The organism is Elusimicrobiaceae bacterium (assembly GCA_028700325.1).
Taxonomy (GTDB): domain Bacteria; phylum Elusimicrobiota; class Elusimicrobia; order Elusimicrobiales; family Elusimicrobiaceae; genus JAQVSV01.
Window position 1 is genome coordinate 1 of sequence record JAQVSV010000058.1, and the last position, 13101, is coordinate 13101.

Annotated in this window: 14 protein-coding genes and 1 tRNA gene; all 15 read right to left on the minus strand. The window is 61.3% G+C overall.

Annotated features, from left to right (window positions below):
* Nucleotides 1–227 (minus strand): hypothetical protein (locus PHW69_07680; GenBank protein MDD4005065.1); only part of this gene is annotated, 227 nt, incomplete at its 3' end.
* Nucleotides 214–708, minus strand: coding sequence for a hypothetical protein (locus PHW69_07685; protein MDD4005066.1), 495 nt, complete (start codon nt 706–708; stop codon nt 214–216). The genes PHW69_07680 and PHW69_07685, both read right to left, overlap by 14 nt.
* Nucleotides 709–866: 158 nt before the next feature.
* A complete protein-coding gene (locus tag PHW69_07690; GenBank protein MDD4005067.1) occupies nt 867–1952 on the minus strand; it encodes an NADH-quinone oxidoreductase subunit H in 1086 nt (361 codons plus the stop codon).
* Nucleotides 1949–3052, minus strand: a complete 1104-nt coding sequence (locus PHW69_07695; GenBank protein MDD4005068.1) for a hypothetical protein — start codon at nt 3050–3052, stop codon at nt 1949–1951. Before PHW69_07695 ends, PHW69_07690 begins: the two co-directional genes overlap by 4 nt.
* A complete protein-coding gene (locus PHW69_07700) occupies nt 3053–4537 on the minus strand; it encodes a GspE/PulE family protein (GenBank protein MDD4005069.1) in 1485 nt (494 codons plus the stop codon).
* 28 nt (nt 4538–4565) lie between these two features.
* The gene (locus PHW69_07705) at nt 4566–5009 is read right to left on the minus strand and encodes an NADH-quinone oxidoreductase subunit C (GenBank protein ID MDD4005070.1); all 444 of its coding nucleotides are present in this window, start codon (nt 5007–5009) and stop codon (nt 4566–4568) included.
* On the minus strand, nt 5006–5395 hold the full coding sequence (locus tag PHW69_07710) for a hypothetical protein (GenBank protein ID MDD4005071.1): 390 nt from the start codon (nt 5393–5395) through the stop codon (nt 5006–5008). The genes PHW69_07705 and PHW69_07710 overlap by 4 nt, the downstream gene beginning before the upstream one ends.
* Nucleotides 5374–5742: an NADH-quinone oxidoreductase subunit A gene (ndhC, locus tag PHW69_07715; GenBank protein MDD4005072.1), complete on the minus strand. Its 369-nt coding sequence runs from the start codon at nt 5740–5742 to the stop codon at nt 5374–5376. Before ndhC ends, PHW69_07710 begins: the two co-directional genes overlap by 22 nt.
* 116 nt (nt 5743–5858) lie before the next feature.
* Nucleotides 5859–5930: transfer RNA gene (locus PHW69_07720), tRNA-Met, on the minus strand.
* A 50-nt stretch (nt 5931–5980) separates the two neighbouring features.
* Nucleotides 5981–8254 carry a hypothetical protein gene (locus PHW69_07725; GenBank protein ID MDD4005073.1) on the minus strand — a complete coding sequence of 758 codons (2274 nt, stop codon included), beginning with the start codon at nt 8252–8254 and terminating at the stop codon, nt 5981–5983.
* Between the two features lie 375 nt (nt 8255–8629).
* Nucleotides 8630–9541 carry a riboflavin biosynthesis protein RibF gene (gene ribF / locus PHW69_07730; protein MDD4005074.1) on the minus strand — a complete coding sequence of 304 codons (912 nt, stop codon included), beginning with the start codon at nt 9539–9541 and terminating at the stop codon, nt 8630–8632.
* A gap of 46 nt (nt 9542–9587) precedes the next feature.
* On the minus strand, nt 9588–10289 hold the full coding sequence (gene truB / locus PHW69_07735) for a tRNA pseudouridine(55) synthase TruB (protein ID MDD4005075.1): 702 nt from the start codon (nt 10287–10289) through the stop codon (nt 9588–9590).
* A 5-nt stretch (nt 10290–10294) separates the two neighbouring features.
* Nucleotides 10295–11296 (minus strand): DHH family phosphoesterase, encoded by a 1002-nt coding sequence (locus tag PHW69_07740; protein ID MDD4005076.1) that lies wholly within the window; start codon nt 11294–11296, stop codon nt 10295–10297.
* Entirely contained in the window at nt 11268–11651 is a 384-nt protein-coding gene (locus PHW69_07745; protein MDD4005077.1) for a ribosome-binding factor A, read from the minus strand. The genes PHW69_07740 and PHW69_07745 overlap by 29 nt, the downstream gene beginning before the upstream one ends.
* On the minus strand, nt 11641–13101 hold a 1461-nt coding region (gene infB / locus PHW69_07750), incomplete at its 5' end, for a translation initiation factor IF-2 (GenBank protein MDD4005078.1). The genes PHW69_07745 and infB, both read right to left, overlap by 11 nt.

The window sequence follows — 13101 nt, forward strand, 5'->3', positions numbered from 1 at the left end:
CCCAGCGCGGCAAAAACGCCCGCCAAAGCCGCTGTCAGGGCTATCAGCATGGCGGGCGCGGTGCCGGGATACAGAAACCGGCCCGCCGCGCCCAGCGCAATCCACAACCCGCACAGCATCACTCCAGACGACAAAACGATACGCGCCAGCCCGCGCCTCGTCAGCGCGCCCAGCGCGCCCAGCGCCGTCACACAGCCGGCAACCAGAAGACTGTTAAAAAGAGTCATCGCCGCCTCCTTTATCCGCGCAGGCCGTTATAAAAGCTGTCGCCGCCACCGCCGCGAACGAAGCCAGCGCGACCGCCGCCAGCGCCGGCGCGTGCTGGTTAAACAGTTCGGAAAACGCGCCATTCTGCGCGGGTGGAGAAACTCCGCCGGGCAATTTTGAAAGCAGCGCCGCCAACCCGCCCAGCCCGGCGATTAGCACCACCAGCGCGGCATACCGGTTTTCATTGGCTGGACCGGAAGCGCTGGCCTTCCCGGTCAGCATTGCCGGAAATACAAAACTGCCCGCCGCCACCGCGACGGCCCCGAAAAAAATCAGGCCCGCCGGCGCGCGCAGCCCGTCAAGCGCCAGCAGGCCCGCCGCAAACATGGCAAGCGCGGCGAGCCAAAGCGCGGCGTGGGCGGTTTTGTTTGAGAACACGGCACCGGCCGCGCTAACCACGCAGCCCGCGGACAGCAGCCAGAAAAGCGCGCTTTCGGTCATAATTCAGCGAAGCTCCTTGCAAGTAACCGTTTTTTTCTCCGGCTCCGGGCAAACGCCGCCGCCGGACGCCCGCCGGATCTCGCACGCATGCAGCTGCGCGCGAACCGCCCGGCTTAAAGCGGAACACACCGCAAGAACGGCCCGTTTTGCTCCGGTTATCAGCGCAGGCATAAATACGCCCCCGTGCCGACCAAATTAAGCGCCGCAAGCGGCGCAATAAATTTAAAAACCAGCCGCGCCAGGTTCCGCCTGCCTGCCGGAGCGAACGAGCCGTCCAGCCACAGATACAGCCCGGCGCACATGAACAGCTTGACTGTAAACCAGAACCAGCCGGGCAGAACCCGCGCCGCTTCAAACGGCGCGGCGCCCGCTCCGAAAAACAGCGCGCCGCATAACGCGCTGAAAAAAGCCAGCTGCGCGCACCGGCCCGCCTGCATGAGCGCGTAATTGGAGCCGGAATATTCCGGCGTCAGCGCGGTGTCGCCGCTGCCCAGCGGCCGCAGGCCCATCAGGCCCGCCGAAGACAGCAAAAAAAGCAGAAACGCCAGCTGCCCCGCAACCGGCGTGAAAAAAAACCAGCGCAAAATCCCGCCGTTCTGGGCGCGGGCCAGCGCGCTTGCGCTGTCGCCTCCGGCAAGCATGGCAAGCGGCAGAACGGACAGCAGCAGCGGCACCGCCATCACGAACACGCCCGTCAGCCCGGCGTTGGCAAGCCGCACGCCGTGCTTCGTCTGCGCCGACCAGTTGCCTGCGGCGGCCAGCAGGCCCGGCAGCAGCCCGGCCCCGCACAGCAGGAACAAGCCGCCGTTACCGCTTTGCTCCGCCGGATTGAACAGACGCGGCGCGGCGCCCAGCGCGGTAACCGCCGCCGCCGCGAACAGAACCGGCACAGCCGCAAAAACCAGTCTGTCCCGCGAAGCGGGACGCGCGTTCTCTTTCTTCACAAGATGGAAAAGCTGTTTCCAGAATCCCCATATTCCGCCCGGCACGCATGCGCCGGACCCGGAAAACCGCAACACCAGAAGCTGTTCCCAGGGATACAGCAGCGTAAGCACCCCCGCGCTCCACACGAGCGCGCCCAGCGCGTACAGCGATTGAAAAATCAAAACGCTGTAAGCGGACTTTCCGGCCCAGCCCGCCAGCGCGCTCACATACCAGCCCGTTCCGCCGATAAACCGGGCGGCGGAGAGCGCCGCGCCGGCGACGCACAACGCTATCAGCAGCCGGGCTGGCGCCGGGTTCATCGGTCAGCCTCCGAAGCCGACACGTCAAGCGACACGGCCGCCATAACCGCCTGCTCAAAATCACAGCCCGGCAGCACCGCGCCGCAGGCGAATGCCGCGCTCAAAGACGGCGGCGTAAAATGCACCCGCAGCGGATAGCTGCCTCCGCCCGACTTCACATAACAGGCAAGCCTGCCGCGCGGAGCTTCGCACACGGCGTACCCTTCGCCCGCCGGCACGGCAAATACGGGAACCGGTTTTTTTATCCGGCCGGAATCAGCCGCCTGACAGGCCGACTCGATAAGCGAAACCGACTGCTCAATTTCCTTTACTCTTAGCGAAAAGCGTTCCAGCGCGCAGCCCTGCCCGCCCCGTTCACCGGCAAGCGGCGCAAACCGGGCCGCCGCATAACCGCCGTAACCGCCTGACGACCGGACATCGTCCGTCTCGCCGGCGCAGCGCAGATTCACTCCGGAAAGACCCGCCCGGCGGGCCGTCTCCGCCGTAAGCGCGCCCGCGCCGCGCAGAGCGGCGCAGAACAGCGGATCGTTCAAAAAAATCCGTCTGATTTCAGCCAGACCCGGCCGCAAACTCTCGCAAAAGCGTTTTGCCGCATGCAGAACATCTCCGTCCGCCGCGCGCAATCCGCCCGGTGTCATTATGCCGAACCCGGCGGGATTGCCCCACAGCTGAAACAGGCTGTCAAGCCCGGCGCGCCAGCCGGGAATTACCGGCGAAGCCGGATGTCCGGCCGCGGCGGCGGCGTTATGGAGCGCGCCCAGATGCGACCCGATCCGTTCCGCTTCGCACAGCGCACCGCGCACCGTTTCCGTTTCCTGAGGCACCACGGCGCCGGCGGCTTTCTCGACCGCCATGCAGTAAACCAAAGCGTGATGAAGCGGACTTTCAAACCCGATCCGCTCCGCCAGCGTAACGCCCTGCTCCCACGAATTCGACTCGAAAAGTTTTTCCGCGCACCGGAACAGCAGCCCCAGCTCCGGCTCCGCGGAAACAACCGTTTCGCCCGCCAGTTTCAGGTCAATACGCCAGTCGCCGCCCGGGCCGGGCGCGCAGGGGCCGAGATAAAGGCTGAACGGGCTGGTGTTGGCTGGCTGATGCATTTAGCTCATCGTGGCGGTTACGCGCAGCACTTCGTTAAGCGTGGTAAGCCCGCAGGAAGCCTTGTAAATGCCGTCCATAAGCAAGGTCTTCATGCCGGATTTAACCGCGGTGCGTTTCAGCTCGTCGGTCGGAGCGTGAGCAAGCACCGCTTTGCGCAGTTCTTCGTTCATAATCATGATTTCAAACAGCGCCGTGCGGCCCAGATAACCCGTATTGCGGCAGGCGGGACAGCCTTTTTCAACCTTGAACTGCGCGCCCTGCCGCGTAACTATCTTTTTTATCTCTTCGGCTTCCACCGGATCCAGCCCTTCGACAAATTCCGCGACCGCCTTCTCCGACGGCGGCTCCGCCGGCTGCGCGCAATGCGGGCAGAGTTTCTTCACCAGCCGCTGCGACAGGCTGCCCAGCAGCGAGGACGCGATCAGAAAATGCGGCGTGCCCATCTCGAACAGCCGCTCCACCACGCCCGGCGCGCTGATCGTGTGCATGGTGGTGAAAATCAGATGACCGGTCAGCGCGGCGCGCATCGTGATTTCAGCGGACTCATGATCGCGGATTTCGCCCACCATCACGATATCCGGATCCTGCCGCAGAATGGTCAGCAATCCTTCGCGCCAGCCGAACCCGGTTTTGGGGTTGATCTGGGCCTGATTGATGCCCTCCAGCCTGTATTCGACCGGATCTTCAAGCGTGATTATATTGACCATCGGAGTGTTGCGCTGGCGCAGCATGGCGTAAAGCGTGGTGGTTTTTCCCGCGCCGGTCGAACCGGTGGTGTAAAAAATGCCATAAGGGTTATGGGCGACGCGGATGAGCGTGTCCATATCCTCCTGCGTCAGGCCAAGCTGGTTTAAATCAAGGCCCATCTGCGTACGGTCCAAAATCCGCAGCACCAGTTTTTCGCCGTTTACGGTGGGGAAAGTGGAAACGCGCACCTGAATAACGCGGCCGCCTATGATCTTCTGGAAACGGCCCTCTTCCATGCGGAATTTGGTCGCGCTTTCCGGGTCGAACCCGGCCAGCACCCTGATGCGCTGGCTGATCGGCAGTTTCTCGTCGCTGGTGATATTGGCGATATCCTGAAGCGTGCCGTCTATGCGGAACCGCACCCGCAGGGATTTCCCCTGGTATTCGAGGTGCACGTCGCTCGCCCGTTCGATAATGGCCTGTTCCAGAATAAGATCGCTTATCTGGATCGCCAGGTCAATGGCCGGAGAGCGCACCGCGTTTTTCATCAGCTGGTTAAACCGTTCCTCGAAAGACGGGACGTTCGTGCCGGACTGAGGGGCAAACGCCGGAGTGGGAATGAAAACCTGCTGCTGCAGAGGCTGCTGTGCGGACTGCTGTCCCGGCTGCGGCACGGCATGCTGCTGCGCCGGCTGCTGAACCTGCTGCTGCGCCTGCGGCGGATATTGAGCCGGCGGAGGCATCTGCTGAGGATTGACCATCCCGCCCGGCGTACCGTCTTCTTTCCAAAACCCCATAATCATCTCTCCTTGATTTTCAAATCAGTCAACTCTGGACAGCGGAAACGGTTTCCGCGGCGCGCAGGGGAAAACCCTGCGCGTCGGAATGCTGAAAAATCCGCTCCCGGTCCGCGATGCCGGAAAATTCAACGCCGAACAGGTCATACGCTTCCCGCTCATGCGGCGCGCAGGCGGGATGGCTTGAAACTATGCTTTGAACCGCGTGATCCGCCTCGGTCCGCATGGCGGCGCGCAGATTATCGGCGGGATTGTAAAACACATAAAGCAGTTCGAACCCGGGCGCGCCGGACCGGTTGGAAACATTCAGGCTCTCCAGCCCGGTAAAACCGTGCTCCGCAAAAAGAACGGCTCCCTGCGCCGCAAACGGGCCCGATACGGAAAAAACCTCAAAACCCAGGCCCGGCGCGGTTTTGCGTTGAACTGTTTTATCCAAAACGCGCAGCCGCTCGAAAATCTGCCCGACGCTCATGCCGCCTCCGTCAGCGCCGCTTTAAGCGCGTCGCCGGCTGGCGGGCAGGCGGCAAGCGTCCTGCCCGGCGTCAGCGGTTCCCTTTTCATATCAGAGAAGGCGGGCGACCTGCCGAAGACCCCGCCTGAAACCGCGCAGTCGCCGATAGCCACAATCATGGCGGGCCGGGGCATTTCCTCGGCGATGCGCTCAAGCACAATCTGCATTTTCCTGTTAACCGGACCCGTTATGACAAGCACGTCGGCCTGTTTCGGCGATGCGGCGGTCATGGCGCCCATTTCCCGCAAAGCCGCTTTCACTGCCCGGGAACAGCAGTTGCCGCCCGCCACAAAATAGCGGCGCGGGCCGGGTGAAAACGGTGTTTTTACCGCTGTCTGTTCTGCCATGATTTAAACAACCCCGAATAATAAGCCAGCAGCCCCGACATGCAGATGACGCCCAGAAACATCGCCGCGGCGAGAAAACCTTCCGGCGCGGTTTTTTGGGCCTGGGCCGACCATAATGCCACCGGCGCCAGCGCCGCCGTCAGCGCCATGCACACCAGCGCCGCCGGATAAAATTCCGCCAGCATATTAACCCGCGCGGTCCCTTTTGAAGGCGAGCCTGATTCGTAGGGCCTTGACTCCGCCCGGCTGAACCCGCCGTTGCCGGCAAATTTGCCCGCCGCCCGCACAATAATGCCCGCACAGGCTGAAAAAAAGAAGAGGGCGGAAATATACGCTATCTCTGTCATAATAGATATATTACAAAATATTATGCATTCTTGCCCGCTAACGCCAATAGGGCAAAAGCGCCCGTTCAAATGAAAAAACGGCGTCTTGCAAAAGACGCCGTTTTGGAAAGTCGCACTGCCACCGATAGGACTCGAACCTATGACATGACGCTTATGAAACGTCCGCTCTACCTCTGAGCTACGGTGGCGGTATGGATATGATAGCAAAAAATCGCGCGATTTAAAAATACCGCGCGGCTCAGCACGCAGGCTGCCCGGCGGGAGCGCCGCCCAGGAACGCCTGCCGGACTTCCGGGGCAGACGCAGGAGTGACAGGAATTTTCGCGTAGCGGCTATACAGGAAACGTGCCGCCGTCGCGCTGACGTTCGCGACAGTTCCAGCCACTACGACAGCCATGCCCGCCACGGGAATCACCATCCCCGCCGACATGGCGATCCCGCTTACCGCCTGGACAACAGCGAGACTCCGGTCAACCTTGCCCATATTCCTGTTCTTTCCGACCCGGACAAGATTGTAAATATTCGCGGCCGTGCCCACTACCGCCGCGCCCGGAACCAGCACCTCGGCCACGCCGGCCAGCGCCGTCATGCCCAGCGAGGACAAATTGACCGCCGCGCCGGATGCCATGCCGCTTCCCATGGCGGCGGCATTCATTATCAGGCCTGTCTTGTTTTTGCTGAACTCCGCCCGGAACGCCTCCGTCTCGGCATGAATCACCTCGCGGAACGAACGACGTCTGGGCTTGTCCACCAAATCAAGGTTACGGGTTATAAGATCGCGTTTTTCTTTCAGCAGGTAATCCTGGAATTTCGCGCTTTCGCGGCGCATCTCGCGTTCGGTTTTGGCGGTTTCAAGCTGCCGGCGGCGCGAATAACCGTCGAAAAGCGAGTCGAGTTCCGTTTCACCGAGCCTGCCGTCGCTCACCAGCCGCGCCAGCACGGCGTGCTGGCGGCTTTTCTTTTCAGAAATCAGCTCGCCCGCATACAGCGCCAGCGCGGTGGCGGGCAGAATGGATGCGACAGCCGTGGCCGTAACCATCGTCGGTATCCCGGTGCGGGCCGCTATGTTCAGAAAATCATGCGTGCTGCCGATATTGCCCGACGAAGCCGCTCCGCTTCCGATATACTTGACCGCCAGCGTTTCGTCCAAGGCGCTAAGCGCGTAGCAGACCGGCGACAGCTCCGTAATCACGCCGGCCGTCATAAGAGCATAGCCTGCGACAGGGTGTTTTTTTCTTAACTTGAAACCGACCGCGAACTCGCCCGCTCCAACCACACTCTCGACCGCCGGGCCCGCAGCCGAGATATAGGCACGCTGCGCGTCTGTATAATCTGCCGTAGGACTCCATTTGGTAACGCCGCCGGATTTCGCGTCAGAAAGGCCGCGCATCGTCACCGCGTCATACAGCGTTTCAGCCGATGGATTCTTCACGAACGCCTTGAGATTTTCAGTGCGCTGGATGGTTATTGAAGTTTTCGCCGCAGGATCAATGGATTTCACCGCCGCCACATGCGCCGCCTCGTGCAGATAGGTGGTTCCGGCCAGCGCAAAATTGAGATACCCCGCCGCGACACCAGCCGCCACGCCAGCTTTCACGGCGCCGGCCGCCGAATCCGGCCACCTGATGGAAGCCGGAGCTCGCCTGACCGGCTTGTCTATATCGCCCAGCGACGGCACTTTCGGCAGCGAACCCCTTAATCCGGCATATCCGGCAAGCGCCGACAGCAGACGCCGCTTTGCAGAAACGGCATCAGCCTCCGTGCCGGCGGCGCGGTCCGACACCAGCCATTGCAGCAAAGCGCGCCGCCCGGCGGCCGACAAACGCACCCTGCCTTTGCCGTTGCGCTGGTAAAAAGAGTCAGGCTTTTCTGGCGAAAGATACCGCGCCGCGGCCACCAGCGCGGGCATTTCAAAATTCTTGATTTCCACGCCTTCGGTCATGTCCCGGACAAGCGTTTTGTCCAGCCGCGCACCCGCAGCCAGCACCTGAAGAAGCAATCCTCGTCCCTTTTCCGTTACGACAAACCCGCCCGACGGGGCGCGTTCCACAAGCCCGGAAACATCTCCCTTCAGGGAGGGCGCGAGCATCGCCGCCGCTCTCAGGAAAAAATCCGCGCCACCGGCGGATTGTCCGCCCGTCGCAAGCGCTTTAAGCCTTGCGTTATCCTCCGGCATGACGGTAAGCAGCGAAAGCAGCAGCAACCTCTGCCCGCGTTCCGAAAGTTTCACGCCGTCCTTGCCGGCTTTTTCAAGATAGGGATCAAGTTTCTGCCCCGTTTCAGGCGTAATCAGCGCCGACGCGGTACGCAGAACCGCTATATCCGGATTTGAAAGCGGCGCGCCCATGGCCAGGCTGGGAGCCGGGGACGATACCGCCACCATTTCCGTTTTATCAGCCGCCCCGGAAGAAACCGCGGCTCCGTCTTTCATTTCCGGAACCGATGCGAAAACCGGCGCAATCTGCCCGAACAGAAGACATACCGACATGCTCGACGCTAGAAACTTCCTCATAATCTTCTCCTGAAAAGACTCCGCATATTTAACTGTGCAAACCGGGCAGACCGGATTCTTGTCATTATCCTTATTTCTACACCTTCCCCGCCGCTGTTCCGCCGTATTTCGGAAATGCTATGGGGCGGCAGAACCAGCCCGCAATATCCTTCAGTCATACGCCACTCCGCCGGATATCTTACAAAACCGCTCGCCGGGCATGTATCAGCTATGGAATTCACGGTTCCCGGCGATATCTTCCATACTGGAAAAGCTCTCTGAATTTTATACTGGAAACATACGGCCCGCAAGGAACGAAAGGCCCGGCTATTCAGCAGTCAAAGGACCCGCATGGGAAATATAGTCCCGCCCGGTTCGGGGAGAAGAACGAACGGGTTACGGCTTCCGCGCCGCGGTTTCCGCCAACGCGCTCCGCGCGGCTTCGACATCGGCGGCAAGTGCCGCTGACAGTTCCGCAACGTCCTTGAATTTTTTCTCGTGCCGCAGGCGGGTGACAAATTCGACGGAAATGTTTTGCCCGTAAAGATCGCCGGAAAAATCCAGAATATGCACCTCGACCAGGGGAAGCGCGCCGCTCAGCGTATTGACCGTAGGCCTGAACCCCACGTTCGCCATGCCGCCGTAAACCCGCCCGCAGCCCTCCAGCGCAACGCGGACCGCGTATACTCCGCGCGGCAGAATTTTAAAACGGCCCGCGTCGAGGTTGGCGGTGGGAAAACCGAGCCTGCGGCCCAGCCCCTTGCCGCGCACGACGGTGCCGCCGACGCTGTAGCAGCGGCCCAGCAGCCGCGCGGCGTGTTCGACATGACCCTCAACCAGCAGTTTGCGTATAATGGAGGAGGATATTTTGTGCCCGTCGGCCCGGCGGAAATCCATGATCCGGAGCGGGATATCGCGCCGGGCGCAGGCGGCGCGCAGAAAATCAAGGTGGCCAAGGCGCTCCCGCCCGAACGCGAAATCACGCCCGATAAGCAGGCCGCCCATCTGATATTCCGCCACAAGCGTTTCGAAAAATTCCCCGTGTGAAACGGAAGCGAACCGGGCGGAAAACTCCAGACACTCCGCGCGGTCGGCTCCGGCGCGCAGAATCAGCTCGCGGCGTTGCGCCGGCAGCGTAATCATGCTCTGGCCGGTATCGCCTGACAAAACGGCTTTGGGCGGACAATCCAGAAACAGGACAAGGCTTTTCATGGAATGCGCGCGGGCAAGCCGGGCCAGTTCCGCGATGACCGCCGCATGGCCAAGATGCACGCCGTCCATTGTGCCGATGGTGATGAAATTTTTCATTTTTCCGGAAAAACATGCCCGCCCTAAAACAACGCGCGGGCGGATTTCAAAGCTGCAGAAGCCGCGCCGTGATCGCTTCGCGCGGCATGGTTTTCAGATCCGCGCCGGGCAACGCGTCTTCCACCGCAAACTCGCCCACCTTCAGCCGCCTCAGGCTCTTGAGGTGTCCGCCGCAGCCCAGCTCGCGCCCCAGCATCCAGGCCAGAGAGCGCACATAGGTGCCGCCGCCGCATTCCACGGTAAACATAACTTCAGGCAATCGCACCGAAACATCGCGCCATTTGTAAATATTGACCGTCTTTTCAACCGGCGCCACAACTTCGCCCCTGCGGGCCAGCCGGTAAAGCGGCGTGCCGTTCACCTTGACTGCGGAATAGGGCGGCACCGTCTGCTTCACAGTGCCCTGCATGGCGGTCAGGCTGGCGGAAACAGCCGCCGGATCCAGCCCGCCGGTCGGATAAGAGGCGGTTATCCTGCCGTCGGCGTCCCAGGTGTCGGTTTCCGCGCCGAGCGCCATCACGCCGCTGTATACCTTCCCGCCCTGCTGAAATTCCGACTGTTTCTTCGTCGCCGCGCCCACCAGCAGAACCAAAAGCCCCGTGGCCGCGGGATCCAGCGTGCCGGCATGCCCGATCCGGCGCACTTTCAGCCTGCCGCGCGCAACGGCCACGACATCATGAGAGGTCCAGCCGGAGGGTTTATCCACCAGCAGAAAACCCGAAATCTGGCCGCTTTGCTGTTCTGTCATAAAAATCACTCCCGCCCGTAGCGGGCCGCTATCGCGGGCAGTATGCGCCCCATCAGCTCATCAAGCGTGGCGCCGCTGTGTTTGCAGCCCGCCGCGGCGCGGTGCCCGCCGCCGCCGAATTCACCGGCGATCGCGCTCACGTCAACCTCGCCGGACGACCGGAAATTGACGGTAATCCGGCCCGGCTCCTCCCGAAACAGAACCGACACCCGCACTCCGGGTATCATCACCCCGTAGTTCACTATTTCCTCGGTATGCTGGGACCGGGCGGCGCAATCCTCAAAATCCTCCAGCGCCAGCACGCTGACGGCGGTTCTGCCTCCGTCAGCCAGATAAAGCTTTTCCAGCGCGCGGCCCAGCAGCTTGACCGCCGGATAGGCTTTCACGCCGTAAACCAGCCGGTTGATGCGCGCGAAATCTGCGCCGGCGTCAATCAGTTCCGCCGCGAACCTGTGCGTGGAAGCCGTGGTTGACGGATACTGGAACCGGCCCGTATCCGTAACCACGCCGGTATAATAGCAGTCGGCCTCTTCCCGGGTAAACGGCAGGCCAAGCAAAACCGTCTGCAGACGGCCGGCCAGTTCCGAAACCGACGACAGACCCGGCGCGACGGCATTCACCGTGCCGTAAGGCTCGAAAGTGCTGTGATGATCGAGATTGATCGTGTTTTCAGTTGCGGCCAGAATGCCCTCCACCGCGCCCGCCCGGGCGGGTGCGGAGCATTCCATCATTAGCGCGGTGTCGAACTGCCGGCCGGAGGGAACGCCGGCGTCCGCCGTAAACCGGTCTATGCCGGGCAGAAAGCCCAGATTTTCAGGTATCGGGCTTACGCTGTAAAGAAAGCAGGTTTTGCCCAGCCGCCCGAGCACAGAGGCCATCGCCAGGGCGCACCCGAGGCAGTCGCCGTCCGGATTGCGGTGCACGGCAATGAAAAAGTCGCGCCCGGCGCGGATCGCGCGGGCGGCTTTTTCCAGTTCGTTATTCAGATTCTCCGGCAGAGCAATCATGGTCGGCGGACTGTCCTTCCCGGCGGATGCGCTCGAAAACGGTTTCCACGGCGGCGGCTTGCGCGGGGCCGGTATCAAACTGAAAATTCAGCGACGGGATGCGTTTCAGATGCAGCCGCTTGCGCAGGCCCATTATCATATCGCGCCGCAAAGACATGAGTATTCTATCTGTCAGATCCCGGTCAACCGAACCGCCCATAACCGAATAAAACACCCGCGCGCTCTGAAGATTCTTGTCCAGCCTGACATGGGTTATCGTCACAATTCCGGGAATGCCCCCGCTCCGGGCTTTCGCCATATAAGCGGCGATTTCCCGGAGCAGGAGGTCTTCCAGTTTTGCGATCCTATCGGTCATTCGTTTTCAGCCGTCTGGTGATCGTTTTTTTGACGAACGCGGTAATGACGTCGCCCGGTTCAATGGCGGTATACCCGTCTATCAGGATACCGCACTCGAAACCCAGTTTTACCTCGCGCACGTCTTCCTTGAAGCGCTTGAGGCCGCTGATTTTCGCGTTCAGAATATTGTCCTTGCCGCGGTAAACATGCACTTCGTTGCCGCGGGTTATGGTGCCGCTCTTGATTATGGATCCGGCGATAATGCCGGAGCTGAGATCGAATTTCTGGCGCACTTCCGCCGTGCCCACCACTTCCTCCACCACTTCCGGCTCCAGCATGCCTTCCATGGCGGCGCGCACGTCTTCCAGCAGTTCGAATATAATCTGGTAATTGCGGACTTCTATGCCCGACCGGTCCGCTTCGGCCAGAGCCGCCGCGTCGGTATCAACATGGAACGTGAAGATAACCGCGTTGGACGCCTTCGCCAGCAGAATATCGGACTCGTTGACGTTGCCCGCCCCGGAATGGATGATGCTCACCTCCACTTCGTCGGTGCTGAGCCGCTCCAGCGAATCGCGGATGGCCTGAATGGAACCCTGCACGTCGCCCTTGATGATGATATTGAGCGTCTTGAGCGACTGGTTCTCCATCTGGTCACGCAGGCTCAGAAGCGACACATGCTTGCGGTGCGCCAGATTTTCCTCGCGCTGGATCAGGCGGCGCTTGTCGGCCACCTGCCGCGCGTCCTTTTCGGATTCCACGACATACATGATGTCGCCCACAGCCGGCGGCTCGCCGTTGATGCCCAGTATCTCCACCGGAGTGGAGGGGGGAATCATGTCATGGCGCACGCCGTGCTCGTCAGTCATCGCGCGGATTTTTCCGTACGCCGAACCCACCACGAACGGGTCGCCCACCCGCATGACGCCTTTCTGGTTAAGCACCGTGGCAACCACGCCGCGCTTGGAATCGCGCCGCGCTTCCAGAATGATGCCCACGCCATGCCGGTCCGGGTTGGCTTTCAGGTCCATTATCTCGGCCTGCAGCGCGATCATCTCAAGCAGCCTGTCAATATGAAGCCGCTTCTTGGCTGAAATCTCGACATAGATGGTTTTGCCCTGCCACTCCTCGGGAATAAGGCCGTGATTGGCAAGATCCTGCTTGACCTTGTCGGGATTGGCTTCCGGCAGATCTATCTTGTTGACCGCCACGATTATCGGCGCGCCCGCGGCTTTGGCATGATCTATGGCTTCGATGGTCTGCTGCATCACGGAATCCACCGCCGACACTACCAGCACCACTATGTCGGTCGCCTGCGCGCCTCTGGCGCGCATCGCGGTGAACGCTTCATGGCCGGGAGTATCGAGAAACACGATCTCGCCCTTGGGCGTGTTCACTTTATACGCACCGATATGCTGGGTGATGGCGCCAGCCTCGCCCTCGCAGACGTTGGAACTGCGGATAGCGTC

Excerpts from the sequence above, each read along its gene's own strand:
- PHW69_07690 (MDD4005067.1), bottom strand. The coding sequence starts at position 1,952 with ATGAACCCGGCGCCAGCCCGGCTGCTGATAGCGTTGTGCGTCGCCGGC.
- truB (MDD4005075.1), bottom strand. The coding sequence starts at position 10,289 with ATGACAGAACAGCAAAGCGGCCAGATTTCGGGTTTTCTGCTGGTGGAT.
- ndhC (MDD4005072.1), bottom strand. The coding sequence starts at position 5,742 with ATGACAGAGATAGCGTATATTTCCGCCCTCTTCTTTTTTTCAGCCTGT.
- PHW69_07705 (MDD4005070.1), bottom strand. The coding sequence starts at position 5,009 with ATGAGCGTCGGGCAGATTTTCGAGCGGCTGCGCGTTTTGGATAAAACA.
- PHW69_07725 (MDD4005073.1), bottom strand. The coding sequence starts at position 8,254 with ATGAGGAAGTTTCTAGCGTCGAGCATGTCGGTATGTCTTCTGTTCGGG.
- PHW69_07695 (MDD4005068.1), bottom strand. The coding sequence starts at position 3,052 with ATGCATCAGCCAGCCAACACCAGCCCGTTCAGCCTTTATCTCGGCCCC.
- PHW69_07710 (MDD4005071.1), bottom strand. The coding sequence starts at position 5,395 with ATGGCAGAACAGACAGCGGTAAAAACACCGTTTTCACCCGGCCCGCGC.
- PHW69_07700 (MDD4005069.1), bottom strand. The coding sequence starts at position 4,537 with ATGGGGTTTTGGAAAGAAGACGGTACGCCGGGCGGGATGGTCAATCCT.
- PHW69_07740 (MDD4005076.1), bottom strand. The coding sequence starts at position 11,296 with ATGATTGCTCTGCCGGAGAATCTGAATAACGAACTGGAAAAAGCCGCC.
- ribF (MDD4005074.1), bottom strand. The coding sequence starts at position 9,541 with ATGAAAAATTTCATCACCATCGGCACAATGGACGGCGTGCATCTTGGC.
- PHW69_07745 (MDD4005077.1), bottom strand. The coding sequence starts at position 11,651 with ATGACCGATAGGATCGCAAAACTGGAAGACCTCCTGCTCCGGGAAATC.
- PHW69_07685 (MDD4005066.1), bottom strand. The coding sequence starts at position 708 with ATGACCGAAAGCGCGCTTTTCTGGCTGCTGTCCGCGGGCTGCGTGGTT.